The organism is Janibacter zhaoxuefangae (assembly GCF_050271985.1).
Lineage (GTDB): Bacteria > Actinomycetota > Actinomycetes > Actinomycetales > Dermatophilaceae.
Genome location: NZ_CP189849.1, coordinates 2,622,489 through 2,642,355 on the forward strand (window position 1 = coordinate 2,622,489; position 19,867 = coordinate 2,642,355).

At 62.9% G+C, this 19,867-nt stretch carries 17 protein-coding genes and 2 riboswitches; of the genes, 2 read left to right on the forward strand and 15 right to left on the reverse strand.

Annotated features, from left to right (window positions below):
- Positions 1–52: 52 nt before the first annotated feature.
- The 7 genes from gcvT to ACQBAS_RS12405 form a co-directional block, all read right to left on the reverse strand.
- Positions 53–1,168, reverse strand: a complete 1,116-nt coding sequence (gene gcvT, locus ACQBAS_RS12375) for a glycine cleavage system aminomethyltransferase GcvT (protein ID WP_192912064.1) — start codon at positions 1,166–1,168, stop codon at positions 53–55.
- Positions 1,165–4,047, reverse strand: coding sequence for an aminomethyl-transferring glycine dehydrogenase (gene gcvP / locus ACQBAS_RS12380; protein WP_192912063.1), 2,883 nt, complete (start codon positions 4,045–4,047; stop codon positions 1,165–1,167). Before gcvP ends, gcvT begins: the two co-directional genes overlap by 4 nt.
- A 49-nt stretch (positions 4,048–4,096) precedes the next feature.
- A riboswitch (glycine riboswitch) is annotated at positions 4,097–4,194 on the reverse strand.
- Position 4,195: 1 nt separating this feature from the next.
- A riboswitch (glycine riboswitch) is annotated at positions 4,196–4,292 on the reverse strand.
- Positions 4,293–4,431: 139 nt separating this feature from the next.
- Positions 4,432–5,235 (reverse strand): FadR/GntR family transcriptional regulator, encoded by an 804-nt coding sequence (locus tag ACQBAS_RS12385; protein WP_427384112.1) that lies wholly within the window; start codon positions 5,233–5,235, stop codon positions 4,432–4,434.
- A 219-nt stretch (positions 5,236–5,454) separates the two neighbouring features.
- Positions 5,455–6,153 carry a gamma-glutamyl-gamma-aminobutyrate hydrolase family protein gene (locus tag ACQBAS_RS12390; RefSeq protein WP_048702002.1) on the reverse strand — a complete coding sequence of 233 codons (699 nt, stop codon included), beginning with the start codon at positions 6,151–6,153 and terminating at the stop codon, positions 5,455–5,457.
- Positions 6,153–6,920: a 3-oxoacyl-ACP reductase gene (locus ACQBAS_RS12395; protein ID WP_048702000.1), complete on the reverse strand. Its 768-nt coding sequence runs from the start codon at positions 6,918–6,920 to the stop codon at positions 6,153–6,155. Before ACQBAS_RS12395 ends, ACQBAS_RS12390 begins: the two co-directional genes overlap by 1 nt.
- A gap of 91 nt (positions 6,921–7,011) precedes the next feature.
- Entirely contained in the window at positions 7,012–8,313 is a 1,302-nt protein-coding gene (locus ACQBAS_RS12400) for an aldehyde dehydrogenase family protein (RefSeq protein ID WP_048701998.1), read from the reverse strand.
- Positions 8,314–8,383: 70 nt separating this feature from the next.
- Positions 8,384–9,811: a glutamine synthetase family protein gene (locus ACQBAS_RS12405; protein WP_192912061.1), complete on the reverse strand. Its 1,428-nt coding sequence runs from the start codon at positions 9,809–9,811 to the stop codon at positions 8,384–8,386.
- Between the two features lie 476 nt (positions 9,812–10,287).
- On the opposite strand from ACQBAS_RS12405, the gene ACQBAS_RS12410 reads away from it, so the two are divergent.
- Together ACQBAS_RS12410 and ACQBAS_RS12415 are read left to right on the forward strand one after the other, a co-directional pair.
- A complete protein-coding gene (locus ACQBAS_RS12410; protein ID WP_318843262.1) occupies positions 10,288–11,091 on the forward strand; it encodes an amino acid permease in 804 nt (267 codons plus the stop codon).
- A gap of 280 nt (positions 11,092–11,371) precedes the next feature.
- The gene (locus ACQBAS_RS12415; RefSeq protein WP_318843261.1) at positions 11,372–11,665 is read left to right on the forward strand and encodes a hypothetical protein; all 294 of its coding nucleotides are present in this window, start codon (positions 11,372–11,374) and stop codon (positions 11,663–11,665) included.
- A 390-nt stretch (positions 11,666–12,055) separates the two neighbouring features.
- Here the strand turns inward: ACQBAS_RS12415 and ACQBAS_RS12420 are convergent, their stop codons facing one another.
- The 8 genes from ACQBAS_RS12420 to ACQBAS_RS12455 are packed head-to-tail and all read right to left on the reverse strand — an operon-like array spanning position 12,056 to position 19,775.
- Positions 12,056–13,378 carry a transaldolase family protein gene (locus tag ACQBAS_RS12420; RefSeq protein WP_053084051.1) on the reverse strand — a complete coding sequence of 441 codons (1,323 nt, stop codon included), beginning with the start codon at positions 13,376–13,378 and terminating at the stop codon, positions 12,056–12,058.
- Positions 13,353–14,348 carry a phosphotransferase gene (locus tag ACQBAS_RS12425; protein WP_192912060.1) on the reverse strand — a complete coding sequence of 332 codons (996 nt, stop codon included), beginning with the start codon at positions 14,346–14,348 and terminating at the stop codon, positions 13,353–13,355. Before ACQBAS_RS12425 ends, ACQBAS_RS12420 begins: the two co-directional genes overlap by 26 nt.
- Positions 14,345–15,619 carry an ethanolamine utilization protein EutH gene (gene eutH, locus ACQBAS_RS12430; RefSeq protein ID WP_048697000.1) on the reverse strand — a complete coding sequence of 425 codons (1,275 nt, stop codon included), beginning with the start codon at positions 15,617–15,619 and terminating at the stop codon, positions 14,345–14,347. The genes ACQBAS_RS12425 and eutH overlap by 4 nt, the downstream gene beginning before the upstream one ends.
- Positions 15,610–16,428: an HAD-IA family hydrolase gene (locus tag ACQBAS_RS12435; RefSeq protein ID WP_053084050.1), complete on the reverse strand. Its 819-nt coding sequence runs from the start codon at positions 16,426–16,428 to the stop codon at positions 15,610–15,612. Before ACQBAS_RS12435 ends, eutH begins: the two co-directional genes overlap by 10 nt.
- Positions 16,425–17,261, reverse strand: coding sequence for a class II fructose-bisphosphate aldolase (locus tag ACQBAS_RS12440; protein ID WP_226283161.1), 837 nt, complete (start codon positions 17,259–17,261; stop codon positions 16,425–16,427). The genes ACQBAS_RS12435 and ACQBAS_RS12440 overlap by 4 nt, the downstream gene beginning before the upstream one ends.
- 14 nt (positions 17,262–17,275) lie before the next feature.
- Positions 17,276–17,509, reverse strand: coding sequence for a hypothetical protein (locus tag ACQBAS_RS12445; protein WP_048696996.1), 234 nt, complete (start codon positions 17,507–17,509; stop codon positions 17,276–17,278).
- A 30-nt stretch (positions 17,510–17,539) separates the two neighbouring features.
- The gene (locus ACQBAS_RS12450; protein WP_083433650.1) at positions 17,540–18,328 is read right to left on the reverse strand and encodes an FAD-dependent oxidoreductase; all 789 of its coding nucleotides are present in this window, start codon (positions 18,326–18,328) and stop codon (positions 17,540–17,542) included.
- On the reverse strand, positions 18,321–19,775 hold the full coding sequence (locus tag ACQBAS_RS12455; protein WP_083433649.1) for an NAD(P)/FAD-dependent oxidoreductase: 1,455 nt from the start codon (positions 19,773–19,775) through the stop codon (positions 18,321–18,323). Before ACQBAS_RS12455 ends, ACQBAS_RS12450 begins: the two co-directional genes overlap by 8 nt.
- Positions 19,776–19,867 lie beyond the last annotated feature (92 nt).

Here is a 19,867-nt window from a genome sequence, read left to right on the forward strand (position 1 = left end):
CCTGCAAGCTAGTAGTTGTCTGCCCGGGTGGGTTCGTGCCACGACCCGCGCATCAGCGGTGGCGTCGGTAGAACGGAAGCTTGACTACTTCGACCTGCTCGGTCCGCCCGCGGACGTCGATTTCAAGTTTGGTGCCTGGTTCTACGTCGTCTGCGTCGACGATTGCCATGGCGACCGCATGCCCGAGGGTCGGGGACGGGACACCGCTGGTAACGGTCCCAATTCGCTCACCGGTGCCGGGCCGGAGCACGGCATGTCCGGTTCGCGGTGCGCGCCTCCCGACACTAGCCAGACCGATCAGACGGCGAGCGCGGTCGACGTCACGGGCTTCTAAGAGCGCCGCAGCACCGACACTGCCGGCGGGCTTGTCGTGCACGACCACCTTGCCGAGACCGACGTCAAACGGAGTTAATTGAGAGGTCAGCTCCTGACCATAAAGTGGCATACCCGCCTCGAGCCGAAGGGAGTCACGGCAGGCAAGTCCAGCGGGGACCAGCCCATGCGGGCTGCCCAGAACGGCGAACTCCGACCAGACCTCAACGGCGGCGTCCGCCGCGCAGTACACCTCGAAGCCGTCCTCGCCGGTATACCCGGTACGGGCCAGCAGCACATCATGCTTGCCCACCCTGGCTCCAGCGACCGAGTAATAGGTGAGACCCGACACGTCATCCCCGGTCGCCTCGGCGACAATCAGCGCCGACGAGGGCCCCTGGACCGCGATCAGGCCCCACTCCGCGGAGGCGTCGCGAACCTCGCTCGTGTAACCGCTTGCCCGTGCCACCAGTTCCTCGTACACCCTTCGCACATTGGCGGCATTGGCCACAACCATGAACTTCTCTTGAGTGAGTCGGTACACGATGAGGTCGTCGAGGATGCCGCCGTTGGCGGAAACCAGCATGGAGTAGCGGGCCTGACCAACCTGCATCCGTGACGGCATACTGACCAAGGCGTAGTCGAGGGCGGCTCCGGCCTCGGGGCCACTCAACTCGAGTTCACCCATGTGGGACAGATCGAACATCCCCGCCGCGCGTCTGACCGCGTGGTGTTCTGCGACTTCAGACGTGTACTTCAGCGGCATAGACCAGCCGGCGAAGTCTGTAAGCGTCGCGCCGAGTTGCCGATGAATGTCATGCAGCGGTGTGGTCCTTGCCGCTAGAGGCGACGTCATGCCGAAGCTCCCTGTGGTCCCACAGCGGCAAACGCTTCAGGGGGCGGGCAAGAGCAGACGAGGTTCCTGTCACCATGCGCGTTCTCGATGCGCCCCACGGGAGGCCAGTACTTGTCGGGATCCACACCGGCCGGGAACGCGCCGACTGTTCTCGGGTACGAGCGCCCCCATTGACCCACGAGATCCGCCAAGGTGTGGGGCGCGTGGCGCAGCGGACTCTCCTCCACCGACCAAGTGCCCGCGGCTACCTGCTTTATCTCGGCTGCAATTGCGATCATCGCATCACAGAACCGGTCGATCTCCGCGAGGCTCTCAGACTCGGTCGGCTCGATCATCAGCGTGCCCGCGACCGGGAAAGACATCGTGGGGGCGTGGAAGCCGTAGTCGATCAGCCGTTTGGCGACATCCTCGACGGTGACCCCGGTCTTCGCAGTGGCTGGTCGGATGTCGACGATGCACTCGTGTGCGACCAACCCATCTTCGCCGGTGAACAGAATTGGGAAGTGTGACGCCAGTCGATGGGCGACATAGTTCGCGTTCAGCACGGCAACGTGACTGCACTCGGTTAAGCCGGAGCCACCCATCATCCGGATGTACGCCCACGGGATGGGAAGGATCCCGGCTGACCCGTAGGGAGCAGCGCTGATGCTTCCGTGGTTCCCGCGACGATCGGCGTCTGGATGTAAGGGGTGGGTCGGCATATACGGAACTAGGTGTTCCGCTACCGCGACCGGCCCGACCCCGGGTCCACCTCCACCATGGGGGATGCAAAAAGTCTTATGCAGGTTCAGGTGGGAGACGTCGCCTCCGAACTCGCCGGGCTTGGCGATACCAAGTAGGGCGTTGAGATTTGCCCCATCCACGTACACCTGTCCCCCATGCGCGTGCACGACGTCGCAGAGCTGGGTGATGCTGTCCTCGTAGACACCATGCGTCGACGGGTAGGTCACCATGATGGCGGCCAGGTTGTCAGTGTGCTCAATACACTTTTTTTCCAGCTCCCCCAAGTCGATCGTGCCATCGTCGTGAGAACCCACAACAACGACTCGCATCCCCGCCAAGACCGCGGACGCAGCATTCGTCCCGTGCGCGCTAGAAGGGATCAAGCAGACATCTCGCTGCTCGTCTCCGCGATCCCGGTGCCAACCCCTAATGGCCAAAAGTCCCGCTAACTCCCCCTGCGAGCCGGCGTTGGGCTGAATTGACACCGCGGCATAACCGGTAATTTCGGCCAACCACCCCTCCAATTGGCGCACAAGCTCGGTGTATCCGGAGGCGTCCTCGGCGGGGGCGAACGGATGCAAGTTCGCGAAGCCGGGCAAGCTTATCGGCTCCATCTCGGTCGTCGCATTCAGTTTCATAGTGCATGAACCCAGCGGAATCATGCCTCGGTCCAGCGCAAAGTCGCGAGCCGAAAGGCGACGTAGGTACCGCAGCATCTCGGTCTCTGAACGATAGCTGTGGAAAACCTGATGCGTGAGGAACGGACTCTCGCGCCGCAGCGTCGAGGGCATGGCATCGGGTTTCCGCTGATCCATCACGTCGACCTGCTCAAGGGTGCTGAACGCCTCAAGTACCAGGTCCACGTGTGAGCTGGTGGTGATCTCGGAGCAACTGACTCCGACGTGGTCGGAATCCACCCCCCGCAGCCGCAGGCCCTTAGCGGCCGCGGCCGCGAGCACCTCGTCGGCATGGCCCGGGACGCGCACCAGCAAGGTATCGAAGTAAGCGCCATGTACGACCGGTATACCAACTTCTCGGAGCCCGCTTTCGATGGCGTTGGCATGGGCGTGGACCCGTTCCGCGATTCGTCTCAGCCCGACAGGGCCGTGGTAGACCGCGTACATGGAAGCTACGACGGCCAGCAGCACTTGGGCGGTGCAGATGTTGGAGGTCGCCTTGTCGCGACGGATGTGCTGCTCTCGCGTTTGCAGCGACAGGCGGTACGCGGGCTTCCCGTCGCTGTCCCGAGAGACACCTACCAATCGTCCGGGAAGGTGACGTTGCAGCCCGTCACGCACCGCGATGTAACCGGCGTGAGGGCCACCGTAGAACAACGGCACCCCGAAGCGCTGGGTTGATCCGACCGCAATATCGGCGCCGCACTCTCCCGGCGAGAGAAACATGGTCAGGGCCAGAAGGTCGGCGGCGATGGTGACTAGGGCGCCGCGGTCCTGCGCGCTGCGCACGAGGTGCCGGTGGTCACGGACCGCTCCGGAGGCGCCGGGGTAGGAGACAACTAGGCCGAAGAAGTCATCCTTCGGCAGCGGCTGGGTAACGTCGACTTCGACGACCTCCACTCCAACTGCCGTGGCGCGTGTCCGAAGAATGTCGAGGGTTTGCGGCAACGTGTCCGTGTCGACCAGCACCTTGCTGGACTTTGACGTCGATCCGCGGCGCATGACCATAACGGCCTCCGCCACTGCAGTGGACTCGTCCAAAAGGGAGGCATTGGACATGGGCAGACCCGTCAGATCGCCGACCATCGTCTGGAAGTTCAGCAGCGCCTCAAGTCGGCCTTGGCTGACTTCGGGTTGGTAAGGGGTGTAGGCCGTGTACCAGGCCGGATCCTCAAGCACGTTGCGCCGGATCACCGCTGGGGTAAGCGATGGGTAATAGCCGAGACCGATCATTGGCACCGAAACGACATTGCTTCCCGCAAGGGTCGCCAGTTCTCCGGCCGCTTCGGCCTCCGTGGCCGGTTCCGGCAGACGAAGACCGCTGGTGGTGCGGATCTTCCCAGGGACAGCCGTGTCGATCAAGCTGTCCAGATCCGGAAAACCGATCTCGGCGAGCATTTTGGCGCGACTTTCGGCGTCAATACCGATGTGACGACCAACAAAACCGCGGTCGTAGTCGTCTGCACTCAACGATGTCATAGCAGAGGCTCCTGGTCCTAGGGCCGCGAATGCGACACCTGGTGGGTGGCCTCCCCGCTCTGTCATCGGAAAACCTGAGAGCTTCGCTGCCGAGTGGGCAACTTGCACCGTGGGTGCAGGACACTAGTCCTGACTTTCCAGAGTTCGCCTCACGACAGCGGTAACGGGGCCTGAGAGATTCTCGGGGAGAGTTGCTCCTTCGGCGCCCCCCTCGAGTAGAGGAAGGACTCTCCCGCTGTGGTTCAAGCGGCGAATAGTCTTCAGTTATCTAAGTCTAGAACGTAGTCGTGGCACCGAGTGATGTCAACGGACCACGGGATGGAGCTCAGCGAAAGTATCGCGACCCTGGTGGGTCAAGCTGTAAGGACACGTCGACAGGGTGCGTTAGGAGGGGAGCCCGGGCGGCCCATGGGGACCGGTCTCAACAAGATCGGTCGCGTCGCGATCCTCGTTGCCCTGGCGCGTCGGCGCCCCGTCCAGGAACCCATGGAGAAGGGCCGCCGTCCCCGACAGGTGTTCTTGCATTGCTCCGGCTGCGCCTGACTCGTCGCCTGTCAGCACGGCCATCGCGGCGGCACGGTGCTGGTGGTTGGAGTGCGCAATGTTGGGGCCGAGCAGCGGTATCTGATCGAGCAGTTCGTTGAGCGCCATACGGTTGTCGGCTAACAGTGGGGTCAACGTTCGTACCCCTGCCAGTTCTGCAAAAGTCAGGTGCAGGCGAGAGTCCAGCCTTCGATAATCGTCCGGTCCGGCCTGCTCAACCTCACTGAGACGCATCCACAGCACGTCGCGCTCCACAGCCGTCAGGGTTCGCCTCGAAGCCAACCGGATGGCCCCAACCTCGTGGACTTCACGCATGCCGAGCAGGTCAGCAATGTCCGCTGGCGTCCACACACGTCTCGACACCGTCGAGTGGCGCCTCGGCACCGTGTCTGCGAAAAACGTCCCTCCGTACCGTCCGCGCTTGGTGGTGAAGTATTCCGCGTCCGATAGTGACTTGATCGCCTGCCGGACGGTGTCCCTGCCCACTCCCAGTTTACTTGCGAGTTCCCGCTCGGGCGGCAGGGCGTCACCGGGCTCGTACACGCCAAGCCACACCAGCTGCAATAGCCGGTTGACGGTCTCTTCAAAGACATTGCCCGACCGCACCGGTCGGAGCAGGGCCTCGTTGGCGGACTCGTCATTCATTTCGGTCACCATAGTCGCGACCTTGGTGCCATCGCTCGCTAATGCTCCCGGAAATACTTAACGCAGGTCTCACGTGGCAGGGCGGCGCTCCCGCAGCATCGTCCATCGTCTGAGCCGCACACCGAACGTCTACCAGCCGAGCCGTGGAGCGAGGAGGGCGCGTGGGGCCCGTCAAGCTGGTTCGCTGGACGAGTGAACGCACCGCGACCAGGACGCCGATCAAGGAGCCGCCGCCGCGGCTGCGACCAATGCCCTGAACAAGCCCGCGTCCTCCTGGGTCTCCGGGTGCCATTGCACTGCAAGCCGGAACGGGTGTTGCGGGTCCTCCATCGCCTCCAGGGTTCCGTCGGCGGCCCAGGCGACTGGTTCGAAGCCCGGATGGGCGCTGACCGCTTGATGGTGGTGACACCTCACGGCGCCCCGCGCCCCTATAGCTCGAGCCAGTCGGCTGGCGACAACGATGTCAACCGCGATGTCGCCGTACGAGTTCCCACCCGGCGAGTGCTGCTGTGAGCCGACGCGGTCAGGCACATGCTGTTCAAGCACTCCCCCAGCGTGCACCGCCATGAGTTGCATGCCTCGGCAGATGCCTAGCACGGGCAGGTTGATCCTGGCGGCTTCGTCGAGGAGGGCGAGCTCCCACGCGTCACGGTCCTCGCGCCAGCCCATAGTCCGCTCGTGCGGCCGTTCCCCGTACCTCATCGGCTGCACGTCGGGGCCCCCGGCGATCACGAGCCCGTCCAGCCGACGTACCACCGATGCGGCTACCCGCGGGACGCTCGGCGGGAGCAGCACTGGCGCCCCGCCAGCCCGTTCCACAGACTGCGAATAGCTTGCGGGCAGAACGTCCGCTACTTCGTCCCACACCCCCCATTGCGAGGTTTCACGAGCGGCAGATATGCCGATGACCGGGTGCATCACACAGGGGTAACGTAGGCGCCTGAAATGCCGCCGTCCACCAAGAAGGTAGAGGCGGTGATAAAGCTTGACTCGTCGGAGGCCAAGAACAAAACAGCATTGGCCATCTCCGCGGGCTCAGCAAACCGGCCGAGCGGAACGTGTACCAGTCGGCGCTGGGCACGCTCCGGGTCCGTTGCGAACAGTTCCTGCAGCAAGGGCGTGTTGACCGGTCCTGGACACAGCGCGTTAACTCTCACGCCCTCGCGAGCGAATTGCACACCCAATTCGCGCGACATCGACAGCACACCGCCCTTCGACGCCGAGTACGAGATCTGCGACGTAGCCGCACCCATCACGGCGACGAACGAGGCGGTGTTGATGATGGAGCCGCTTTTCTGCTCGAGCATGTAGGGCAGCGCGGCCTTGCAGCACAGGTAAACGCTGGTCAGATTGACCTCCTGGACCCGCTTCCACGCCTCCAGTTCGGTGTCGAGGATCGAGGCGTCCTCCGGCGGCGAGATCCCGGCGTTGTTAAACGCGATGTCCACCGATCCGTAGGTGGTGAACGCCGTCTTGAACAGTGCGTCGACTTGCCGCTTGTCTGTAACGTCCACGTGCACGTAGGTGCCGCCGACCTGCTCAGCGATCGTGGGCCCCTTTACGTCGTCGACGTCGCCGATGACCACCTTCGCGCCCTCTGCAGCGAACCTCTGCACGACCGCAAGGCCGATGCCGGAGCAACCCCCGGTAACGACGGCGACCTTGCCTTCGATGCGTCCTGCCATGACTTCCACTTCCTTTTCGATGATCATCCAATAATGGGGAGACGGTTGCGTGAGGGGCGAACGCCAACTTCCGCTCGCCGGTGGGGTCCAACTACTCGTTACTGATGAAGACGTTCTTGACCTCAGTGAACGAGTGGGGCGCGTCGGGACCGAGCTCGCGGCCCAGACCGGATTGCTTGAACCCGCCGAACGGTGTCCAGTAGCGCACGGCCGAATGAGAGTTGATGCTCAGGTTTCCGGCCTCGACGGCGCGCGATACTCGCAGCGCCCGACCGACGTCCCGCGTGAAAATCGACCCGGACAAACCAAACTCGGTGTCGTTGGCGAGTTGAACTGCCTGCGCCTCGTCGTCAAAGGGCATCACCGCCACGACCGGACCGAACACCTCATCGCGCCAGATGCGCTCGCTTGGATCGTCCGTCAAGACGACCGTCGGTGCGAACCAAAACCCGGGGCCGTCGGGGCGCGAGCCGGAAAAAGCTACCTCAACGTCGTCGACGTAGCCCTGCACGGTGGCCTTCTGTGCCGCCGAAATGAGGGGGCCCATTTCGCTGGAGCGATCAGAGGGGTCGAGTACCTTGACGCCCTGCACGGCCGGTTCGAGCAGCGATACGAACTCGTCGTAGGCGGAGCGCTCCACAAGGATGCGAGAGCGGGCGCAGCAATCCTGCCCAGCATTGTCGAACACTGCGGACGGCGCAGCTGCCGCGGCCTTAGCTAGGTCGGCGTCCGCAAACACGATGTTGGCGCTCTTACCGCCAAGCTCGAGCGTCACGCGCTTCACTTGGTCGGCGCAGCCAGCCATGATGCGTTTACCGACCCCCGTCGAGCCGGTGAAGCATACCTTCCGAACGGTCGGGTGGGTCACGAACCGCTCACCCACAATCGATCCTCGTCCGGGCACGATCGTAAGAACGCCCTCAGGCAGGCCGGCCATCAGCGCCAACTCACCCAGACGGATGGCGGTCAGCGGAGTCAGCTCGGCCGGTTTAAGGACGACGGTGTTGCCGGCCGCCAGCGCAGGACCGAAACCCCAGGCCGCGATAGGCATCGGGAAATTCCACGGCACGATGATGCCGACGACACCAAGCGGCTCGTGGAAAGTTATGTCGACACCACCACCCACGGGAATCTGGTGTCCAGTCAGACGTTCTGGACTCGCCGAGTAGTAGTTGAGCACGTCGCGGACGTTGCCCGCTTCCCACACCGCGTTGCCCCACGTGTGGCCGGAATTGCGTACTTCGAGTTCGGCAAGTTCCTCCACGTGCGCATCGACAACCGAAGCAAATCGACGCAGCAGAGTGGCGCGCTCCCCAGGCGTGATGGCCCGCCAGGCTGGCAGGGCTGCGGCCGCTCGGTCTATTGCGGCATCAACGGCCGCGAGGTCGGCCATTTGCACATCTGCGACGGCCTGTTCAGTCGCAGGGTTCACCACGGTATATGTGTCGCTCACGGGGGCTCCCTTACATGCGTTCGAAGCTGCGACGCAGCTCCCAGTCGGTGACGGACGCTTCAAAGGCCTTGAGTTCGACGTCGGCCATGGTGGTGTAGTGATCGACAACTTCGTCGCCGAGAATCTGCCTGGCGGCCGCCGACGTGGTGAAGGCGTCGCGCGCTTCACGCAGGGTGTTCGGGACCTTTGGCTTGTCGGAGGTGTACGCGTTTCCGGTCAACTCCGGCTCGAGTTCCAACTTGTGCTCGATGCCGTAGAGGCCAGCGCCCAGCATCGCCGCGAGAGCTAGGTATGGGTTCGCGTCACCGCCAGGCACGCGGTTCTCCATCCGCGCCCCCGCTCCCTTCCCCACCAACCGGATCGCGCAGGAGCGGTTGTCGAGTCCCCACGCAACGGTGGTCGGGGCGAAAGAACCGTCGGCGAAACGTTTGTATGAATTGACGTTCGGCGCGTACAGCAACGTAAAGTCTCGCATCATCGTTAGGACCCCCGCGATGAATTGGTCGTAGAGCGGTGTGCGGGCGCCGTCGCGCCAGAACACGATCTCGTCCTCCAAGCCACGCAGCGACAGGTGGATGTGGCAGGAGTTGCCTTCACGCTCGTTATACTTAGCCATAAACGTCAGCGCTTGGCCGTGCTGCGCGGCGATCTCCTTGGCGGCGGTCTTGTATACCGAGTGGTTGTCGGCGGTAGCAACGACATCGTCGTACAAGAAGCCGATCTCATGTTGACCGAAGTTGCATTCCCCCTTCGCGCATTCAACATCCATGCCCGCCGCGTACATCGTGTTACGGATGTCGCGTAGGAGTGGCTCGACGCGAGAAGTGCCGAGGATCGAATAGTCCACGTTGTACTGGTTAGAAGGTGTCAGATCCCGGTAGTTCGACGACCAGGCCTCTTCGTAGGTTGTATCGAAGACGATGAACTCCAGCTCGGTACCCGCTTTGGCGACGTAGCCGGCTTGCGTTGCCTTCTCAACCTGCGCTTTGAGGATCGTGCGTGGCGACTGGATCACGGGACTCTCGTCGAGCCACGTTAGGTCGCACTGGATGATCGCGGTCTTTGGCAGATGCTTAAGAACGCGGATTGTGTCGAAGTCGAGGGCGAACTCCATGTCTCCGTAGCCCTTTTCCCACGAGCTCATGGCGTATCCCTCAACCGTGTTCATATCAACGTCTACACTGAGTAGGTAGTTACACCCCTCGGTGCCATGCTTTGCAACCACATCCACGAAGTACCGACCGTGGAAGCGTTTGCCCAGGAGCCGTCCCTGCATGTCCGTGAACGCCACGATCACCGTGTCGATCAGGTCCGCCTCAATACGGGCTACGAGTTCGTCTGCGCTTAAGAGCCGCGCGTTTCGCCGTGTCACTAAGCCATCCCTTTCGTAAGCAGGCCTGCGTCGCTTGTCCCAAGCAATGGCCGTGTAACACACCATTGAGGGGTCCGAACGCGGCGCGTTCCCATCGTGTTCGATCCAACAGTGTTTCAGGTACAAGAACGAGCGTCAACGACTAATGGTCGGTAAGCGCGCCAATGGTGAGTCCTAGCAAACCGAGTTCAGCTCCAGATTTAGTCTCAGGACACGAGCTGTGCCAGCCCTCGCAAGATGCCCGAACTACCCCGCCATCCCGGGCTTCGCCTGCGCTGACGTGCCCGCCTCGCCGTGTTGCAGTCGAGGAGGTCCCAAGGACCGCTCGCGGCCGGCTTGGCCTGACTGCGGTCCATTGCGACCATGGAAGCAGTGCGGTCCTCGCCATGTCAATGGTTTGGTGACAATCCTTTAGGCCCAAGTGCAGGGGCCCTCGGCCGCAAGCCTCCTGGGGGTTGACACGTGCGTGTGGCGCGCGTCACCCTCATCGCCCCTTTGCGCGCGTGGCGCGAGGTGCCGTACCGATGAGGACAGGGAGCCGCATGAGCACTGCACGACGCCGAGCGCGTGGAGTCGACTACGAGCAGGTCAGTTCTGACTACTTGGAGCATCGCCAGTTGCGCCGGGGCGCTGCGGGTTGGGTCCTGCTCGCGGGGCTCGGGGTCGCGTACGTGATCTCGGGGGACTTCGCCGGATGGAACTTTGGGCTGGCAGAGGGCGGGTGGGGTGGTCTATTCATTGCGACGGTCCTAATGGCGACCATGTACACGTGCATGGTCTTCGGTCTGGCCGAGCTTGCGTCCGCTCTGCCGGTGGCGGGCGCTGGCTATGGTTTCGCGCGCCGGGCGTTGGGGCCACTTGGAGGCTTCGCAACGGGAATGGCCATCCTGATCGAGTACGCCATAGCTCCAGCGGCCATCTCGGTGTTCATCGGCGGCTACATTGAGGCTCTTGGCTTGTTCGGCCTGACAAGTGGGTGGCCGATCTACCTGGCGTGCTATGCCGTGTTCGTTGGGATCCATCTGTACGGCGTGGGTGAGGCAATGCGGTTGATGTTTGCCATCACCGTGGCGACGCTCGGGGTTGTCGGGCCCTACGGCGGGAGGGCCGCGGACCAGAGAGCCGTAGCCGTCGAGGCCGTGGCCCTCGTTGCGCTGGTGGTCTTTGTGATCGCAATGGCTCCGAAGTTTGAGTTCGCTAACCTGTTTGACATCGAGCCGACAGGCGCGGCCGGCGCGAACAGTTTCATTCCGTTCGGGTATGCCGGCGTTCTAGGCGAACTGGTGTACGGAATTTGGTTCTTCCTTTGCGGTCGAGGGAGTCCCGTTGGCAGCAGAAGAGGCTAACGACCCGGAGCGGGACATGCCACGCGGGATCATCACTGCGATGACGATTCTGCTCGTGACCGGCTGCACTGATGCTGTTCATTGCGCCCGGCGGTGCCGGGTCCTCGGCGATTGCGGACTCGGACAACCCTCTTCCGGAGGCCATCCGATCCGCCTTTGGCGGGGACACCTGGGTAGCCGACTTCGTCAACTACGTGGGCTTAGCGGGCCTAGTCGCCAGCTTTTTCTCGATCGTGTTCGCGGCGCCTTGTTGATCAACATCGCTGTGTTCGGTGCGACCGTGTCGTACGTGCTCATGATGGTCTCGCATATCGTGCTCAGGATCCGTGAGCCCGAGCTCGAGCGGCCCTACCGCACTCCCGGCGGAGTGGTCACGACCGCCGTTGCGCTAACCCTCGCGCTGACGGCAGTGATTGCGACGTTCTTCGTGGATGAGAAGGCGGCTGGAATCACGGCGCTCATCTTCGTTGTTGCGCTGGCCTACTTCTGGTTCTACAGCCGACACCGCCTCGTCGCAAGCGCCCCCGAGGAGGAGTTCGCGGCCATTCAGCAGGCTGAGTCCGAGTTGTCCTGAGCCGTCTCAACGGTCGGCTAGTCTCATTGGGAGATGCTGCAAAGCTCGTGTCAGGGACGGAACTGGGTGAACTCAATACCACGGGCAAATGGCGGCACCGAACGGTGAGGCGGACGTCTTGGGGCTGGCCCGATCACGCGTATCTGGCCCGGTTTCCCGAAGGGACCGGTAGCCACGCTCGGGTCCCTCGTGGCGGCTCGGAATGGTGCCGTCGCCCGGTTGGCGGGGGCCGCCCATCGCGGACCCCGCCACGGGGACCCGAGCTGCCGTCCGCGGTGATGCCCGGCGTTCTGCCACTCCGGGACCCATAGCCCGCACCACGGGGCATAGGGCCAGGAGACGGCCGAGGGGTGGATGGCCTTGTGTGGTGCTAACACGATTGGTGGACGATCAGGACCTGGATGACGATGTGCCGGCGCTGAGTGCGTCCGGTGCCGAACGGACGGCGGACAGGAATCGACGCTGGTAGGTCACTACGTGTGGGCTGGTAGTCCACCGAGCCAGGTAGGCCGGATCGGCCGTAACGAGCACCCGCCGGTGTAGTGGTAAGAACTCGGGTTCACTGAGCATGGTCATGAGATCCGGAAACATCTGCTCGCCGTCCATCGAACAGACGATCAGACGGGTCTCCGGCAGGTGTGTGGTGGATAGCCAGCGCAGCGACCTGCGGACACTGTCCATACCGTCGTCGGGGCCATCGTCTCGCTGACGCAGAAGTGTGCGAGTCAACCGCAGGACCGTCAGGAGGTCCAAGGCCTTGTCGTCGGTACCGAGGTAGTCCATGCGAACGAGGTAGTCCCTGAGGTCCGCGACGAACTGCTCGTCTGAAGTCGCGTCGTAGGCAGCGACGAATCCACGCATCCGCCTCGTGGCGTCAGCTCGGTGCCGCACAAAGGCGTTGATGAAGTAGGGGCGTGCCTGCAGCGCCAACGGCGTTTGGTGCGGCTCGAACATCAAAGTGAAGTTCACCCGGTGCCCAAGGTCGTGCAGTTGCCGAGCGAGCGCGTGGCCCCGCAGCATGTCGCGCGGGGCACCAGAGTTGTAGCGTTTGCGAAGCAATCCGTTGCCCTTGAGAAGGTCGCCAGCCGTGTCTGCGGAGAGCGGGCCGGTATGTGGAACCTTCACCACCAGCCGGTGCCGGGTCAGGATCTCCTCGTAGCGCGCTACCTCCTCCAGGATCTCGTTGATGTCGCCATAAGGGTTCGCGATCTCGACTGAGACATCGCATCCTGGTCCGGCCGCCTTGCTCAACTCCACAAGGACTTCGTCGAGGGTCGTGAAGTGTCCACCGATGTTTGCGTCCGGGTTATTGATGAAGAGGTCGTAGACGATCCCAGGGTTGCAGGTGACGTTGGCGATCAGGGGCGCGCAGTCCGAGACCTCGTAGGGGTTGGCGGAGTCGGCCGAGAACAGCAGCGGCGTTGGCCGGGGCGTGCCGCCCCGTTCGTATCCGATGTCTCGGACGAGGTCGACGCTGGTGACCGAACCGTGGGTAGCCATCTCGATGCGGAACCCTGCGGGGGTCTCCTGGTGGTCCTCGCCGAACAGGTCTACTACCTCCCGGAACCGGTCGGTGACCTCCAATTTGCTGGCGGTGATGGTGCGGGTGACTCGCTCCGGGAGCCGCCGGACGTAGCCCTCGTGTCCGATTCTGGTTTCGAACCGTGTCGCATCCAGGCCTACGGGGTCAGCTGTGCCGTTGGCGTAAGTCATTCATTTCTCCTTGATTGGTGTTCTCGAGTAGGTGCAAGCTGTCAGCGAATTCCGAGGACTGCGAAATTTCTCTCATCCTTGCTAGGCATGCACGGGCGTAATTGGCGTAGTCGAACTCTGTGAAGCCCGTCGTACCTGCTCGGACGGACCACAATGCCTCGCGCAGCATGCTGACAAACCGGTACAAGCGCGCCATAGCCAACGAAGTGGGCACTAGGACGCCGTCGTAGGCGCACAGAAGTGCCTCCTCCTCCGAGCTGGAGAGCTTCACTTTCTCAGCGAAGTCCCCTACGTCGTAGTAGGGGTCGCCCGCTCCGACGTACTCCCAATCGATGAGCACCGCCCGGTCGGGAAGGATGATCACGTTGCCCTCGGAGACATCCGAGTGGAGCAGACTGGGCGTGTACGGCCCGCACGCAGCCTGAATGCGGGCGAGAATGTCCATCGTCCACGCGAACGTCTCCGCCGTGGCCGGGGCCTCGCTCTTGACCTGATTCAGGATCCACGCGGTGCCGCTGTATGGGTCGGAAATAGGACCCGTCATTACCACGCCCTGCGTGTGCTTGTGCAGCTTCGCCAGGGCTTGACCCACCAGCGCGGTCGCATGAACCCGATCCGGGACCGCGGACAGCAACGCGCCTTCTACGAACTCGGAGACTAGAACCCGGGGTTCTGTCCACTGTCCGAGCACTTCGGGTGCCAAACCCAAGTCCAGCACCATGGCCATGGCGCGAACTTGGTTCTCACGATGAATACCGACCCGTGCTGCGAGCGCGTCAGGCAGTTGCTCCTGAACGACCACCGTACGTTGCTCTCGGTCGGTTATCTGTACCTCGACCTTGAAGTTTCGATTCGTCATGCCGCCGTCAAGCGGCTCCGCGGACCAGGTGGCTCCTGGCCACAGCCGGGCTACCGCCTGTCGGACGCACGGCGGGTCACAAGCCGCGACGTTGTTCAGGGATTGGGTCATTCGTCAGACCCCCGCGTCTCTGTCCCGGTCGCGCCAAGCCCCGCAACTGGGGGGCTTGAGGCGAGGCCAGGCTCGAGGTCGGCTGCCTCCAGCCGGCGGGCGGTTGGCACAGCGATTTTGTAGGCCAGCGCCATGGCGAGAAGGGCAGCCGTCAACTTGCCGATCAGGACGGGGACAATCAGATTCGGTTGAAAGTTCGCTGTGAACGACAGGTGGTCGCCGAGCAGGAATCCCCCCGTCGTGGCGAAGGCTACGGCCAGCACCTTGTCCTTCGGGGGCATCTCCTTGATCAGGTGGAACAAAGCCAGCACGTTGGCCGATCCACCTAGAATTCCAGCCATACCTGGCTGGCTGATGCCGAACTTTGAACCCACTGCGTTCAGCGGACGCGACATGTACTTCTGAATTGCGTAAACCATCGGGAACGCCCCGGCAAGCATAATTCCAACGTATCCAGCGACTTCCAGCGCTCGGAACGTATTATCCTCAGTGGCAATGATGGCGTCGAAGCCCCAGGAACCAAAAACACGCGAAAAGACCCCGGTGAAGTACTCGACGATTGACAGGGCCAGAATGATTTTGACCGCCGCGTCAATGAATCGGCCGAAGACCATGAAAAGTTTGATCATCAGGTCGGGCAAGAATTTAAGACCGGCGGCGATCAAAAGCACGACGATCACAAGGGGCACCAGATTGCCGACGAGGGCGCCCACATCAAGCCCGGAGATCGGCGTGTCCGCTGGCCCGGTGGTGCTTGATTCGGACCGGATATCGGCCCCGGTCGCCAAGACGATAAGCATAGTCACCGCGACACCAATCGGGATCGTAAGAATCCCGGACATGATGCCAAGTGCCATATACTTGTGGTCTGCCTTCTGCAACATCGCCAAGCCCACCGGAATCGTGAACACAATTGTCGCTCCGGCCATGTAGCCGGTGACCATGGCGGTGATCCATGCGCCGTCACTTTGGGCCGTTGCCTCTGCCAGCTGATAGCCACCCATATCGGACGCAATGAACGTCGTGGCGGCTATGGCCGGATCGGCTCCTAGAGCCGACCAAATTGGCCCTAGGACCTTCTCGACGAAGATGCTCAGGTATGGAAGCGAAGCCATCACTCCGGCGACGGGGATGAACAGATAGCCGATCGAGTGCAGGCCTTGCATGAACTCTTTGCCAATGCCCCCCTGATCGTCTCTGATAGCCGCCACCGCGCCGATCAGGACGAACGCCATCATAATGTAGATGACCGTGTCGCTAATTATTTCCATGAGTCCACCTTCGGCAGGGCCGCTCCACGCATAGCCCCTGATTGACCCAACAACGAGGCGACGTGCTCCAAAGCGACATGAGTTTTGATCTCTGTTTTTGTGTCGTTCTTGTACACCGCGATTGCAGCACCGTCGGGCTCCCCGAGGCCGTCGACAACGATGTCGGCTGCAGTCAAGTCCTCATCTGCCGTGTAATGACTGACTGTTGCTACTACGCGCATGCCGGCGGCCACGGCGGCCGACACCCCGACATGCGAGTCCTCCACGGCCACGGCGTCGTATGCGTCGATCCCCAGCAGACGTGCCGCATGGAGGTAGATGTCCGGCGCGGGTTTCTTGTTCTCCACCATGTCACCAGCAGCGATCACGCACTCACCCAGCAACTCTCGGCCCAGCACCTGTTCAGCGATTGCCTCCACCGACACGACAGCGGACGTGGACGCCACGGCTAAACGCCACCCAGCGGCGCGCGCCTCAGAAGCGAGGCGTCGGACGCCGGCGCGAGATGGCATCCGCCCCTCGGCGACGAGGTCCAAGAAAATCTGCGTCTTGCGTCGATGCCACAACGCCACGAGCTCATCAAGTGCTGCCTGCTCGGTCGGTAGCCCGTGTCGCTCCACGAACGCGTCGGTGCATAACCGGCGCAGTCGCTCCTTGCCGCCTGCGACGCTCAGCACCGAGGCGTAGTCGTCTTCAGTCCACTCGAAGTCGAGACCCTCCGCGGCGAACATCCGGTTGAAGGCCGCCCGGTGTCCGTCGCGCTCAGTTTCTGCGAGTACGCCGTCGCAATCGAAGATGAGCGCCCTCATGCGACACGCCCTTCGCTGCCGAATACCTTGATGAGCCCCTGCGCGACCATGCTCACGCGGCTCGACACAAACGCCATCAACGTCAAGGGTTCATGGCAGTCCGGGTTCTCCGCCAGGAAATCCCGGTGCGCGTCGATGTATGCCTGCTTGAGTGCGGTGGAGATGTTCACCTTGGCGCAGCCACGGGAAATCAGGTCCCGAAACTGGTCGTCGCTCAGCCCGCTCCCGCCATGCAACGCCATAGGGAGCCCGGTCGCGTCCACCAGCGAGTCCACCCGGTCGACGTCAAGGTTGGGAAGCTGGGGGTAGTCACCGTGTGCGTTGCCAATGGCTGGCGCGAAGCAGTCGATCCCTGTCTCGCGTATGAAGCGCACTGCGTCATCCAGGGGGTAAAGCTCCGATTTGTCGTCGCTGCCGACCCCGTCCTCGACACCCGTTATCCCCTCGATCTCACCCTCGACGTCCGCCCCAAAGCTCCGAGCCTCCCTCACTACCTGCTTGGTTTGCTCGGTCGCCTCCTCGAGCGTGCGACCCGAACAGTCGAAAAGCACAGAACCCCAGCCAGCCTTCAGGCAGTCGAGGAGCACATTTCGATCGGTGCAGTGGTCTAGATGGAGCACCACCGGCACGGTCGCGCGCTCGGCGGCGTGGCGATACATGGACATGGTCTCGGGAATACCTTGCGACAGGACCGTCTTGACGGACGTCTGAACTATCACCGGTGCGCGTAGTTCTTCGGCCGCATCAACCACCGCCCTGAGCGTCAGCCCGTTCACGATGTTGACCGCCAGGACGCCATAGCCGCCCGCCGTGGCGGCCTCAAGGACGGGCACCAACTTAGCCACAGTCATCGTGAGCCCAACTCTCGGGCCTTGAGGGCGATTTTTACTGACTGACGACCCATATAGAACGTGCCGAAGAGCAAGCTCGCGGCGACACCAACGTAGGGCAGGTCACCACGCTCGAGCGTGGCCTCGGAGCGCCAGGCGCCCATGGACATGTGAACAACCAGCCGGCCGTCACGGATACGTACGCCGTCGACGGCGACTTTGAACTCTCCAACTGGTGAAAGCACTTGCATTGGGGTCTCCTGATCAGGCGTTTTTGACGGTCAGCGCAACGTGAGCATGGTTTGTTCGCAGGCTTGCATCGCCGCTGCTTCGGCGTTGTCGAACGTCTTGGGTTCGGCGAGGCTGAAGCATTCGACGACGTGGGGTCCTCCGAAGACAGCCCCCTCGATGTTGCGCATCGCAACCCGACTGGCAGCCAAGATCACCGCGTCCGCGTGCACATGGGTCAGGCGATCGCCCTGGGACACCACTGCCCGGTTCACCCGGGGAAAACCGTGCACGCTCAGAACCCGGGCATCGGTGAAGGTGTTCGTGCCAGGCCATGGATCAACCCCGTCCGACCCGGCTCGAACCGACGTCACCGTGATGGCGCCGGCAGAGCCTAAGGCCGAGCAGAGCTCCTCAGCCAAATGACCGTCTCCGATCACCAGCGGGTGACGGCCCAAAAGCACACCCGAGTCCAGGAGGTGCCGGGTCGCGGACCCGGGCATGACCCCGGCACCGCGCTCCCCTGCGATGCCAAGCTCGGCACGCGTTTGCGGCCGAGATCCCGTAGCCACGACGAGTGCATCGGCCGACAGCGTGACTGCACCCTCTACCCCCAGGGTATGGACCTGACCCTGGCGGAACTCGGCCGCGAGAGTGCCAAGCATCATCCGCACGCCGGCGCGCGACGCGGCCCGAGCAAGCTGAGCGGCATCGGTCTCCGGCTCCTGGCCCCCCGGAGCCGGCAATCGCTCGACGAGCGTTACACCGATTCCACGCTCCGCGAGCATCCGCGACACCAAGATGCCGGTACGTCCAGCACCCGCAACGACCACGTCACTCACCGGTCGTCACCCCCGCGCCAAGCGTTGATCCCGGCTCATGCATCGGCGTTTCCCACGCCTCTCCTGGGGTATAGAGCGAGGTGATGAACGAGACTCCGGACAGGCACGCCGAACCTTGGCAACGCCCCCACGTCGCATGGGTCCGTCTGGCCACTCCCCCGATGGATGTCGCCGGCAACGGCTCCCGCAGGGCTTGATGGATGTCGGCAGCGGTGACCTTCTCGCAGGCACACACCACCGTGCGGCCCAACGGGTCCTTAGCAACCCGCGCGTAGTCGCCGTCCGCCCATAGCGGCGGCGTGTACTCGAGGTCGTTACGAGCTCCCGCGTCCAGCCGATCGCTGAGCCCCGCTCCGACGAGCAAATCACGGATGTGGTCTCCCATCGCCAGCGATGAGGAGACCCCTGTCGAGCGAATGCCCGCGGCTTGGAGGAGGTTCCCTGCAGTCTCAGACCAGCCGACGCGGTACGTCTTGTCGCTGTGGGGTCGCAGACCCGCGAAGGTCTTGATAGCGAACTTCGTGTCAATGTCCGGCATCAAGACACGACACCGATCCACCACGTCGTCAAGACCTGCTCCGGTCGTAGACTTATCTGTCTTGTCTTCGAGGTCCTCTGCGTCCGGACCGATGAGCACCGACCCGTGGGCGGTCGGGATAACCATCGGACCGTGACCGAGCTTCCCCGGCATTCCGGTGAGGATCGACGGAACTCGTTTCCCGAACTCCCTATCGAGCAGAACCCACTGCCCTCGGCGCGGAGTGATGGAGAATTCGTCGCCGCCTAGAGACTTCGAAACGAAGTCCGCCCCCAGGCCAGCGGCGTTCACGACAAACCGCGGCCGGAAGCGACGTTTTGTCGTCAGCACCTCTTCGACCTGTCCATTGCCTAAAGAGGCTGAGACCACCGACTCCCCCAGATAGAAGCGCACCCCGTTAACGGAGGCGAGCTCGGCGAATGCGACTGGCAACCGCACTGAGTCGACGACCCCCTCATCGGGGACATAGATGCCGGCTACCGCCCGACCAGAGGCGTGCGGAGCAACTTCAGCGAGTTCATCACCGCGCACCTCTCGGACTGTGACGCCGTTCTCCGTGGCTCGTTCGCACAACGCCGAGATCCCGGATGCCTCCTCCTCCGAGAAGGCCAAAAGGGTCAGGCCCACCCGGCGAAACGTGACACCTAGCCTCGAGGCAATGTCCTCCCACCGCGGACTCGAGGCACAAACCAACTGCGCCTCAAGGCTGCCCGGCGCAAGAGACCAGCCGCAATTAGCGATACCGCTGTTGGCGCGGGACGTCTCCTCGCCGACGTCGTGTCGCCGCTCAACGACCGCAACGTCCACGTCAAGATGGGAGAGGGCCATAGCAATCGACGTACCAATGACACCCGCCCCCACGATCAGGACATCTGGAGTCTCCACAAGTGGGAGGCCGCTTGATTGCATCCGCCGCTCCTAAAGTCGTCTGGGATCAACTAACGATCGTTGAACGATAGGAGCGGACTATAAGTCGAGTCAATGAATCCTCGGCACTCGCG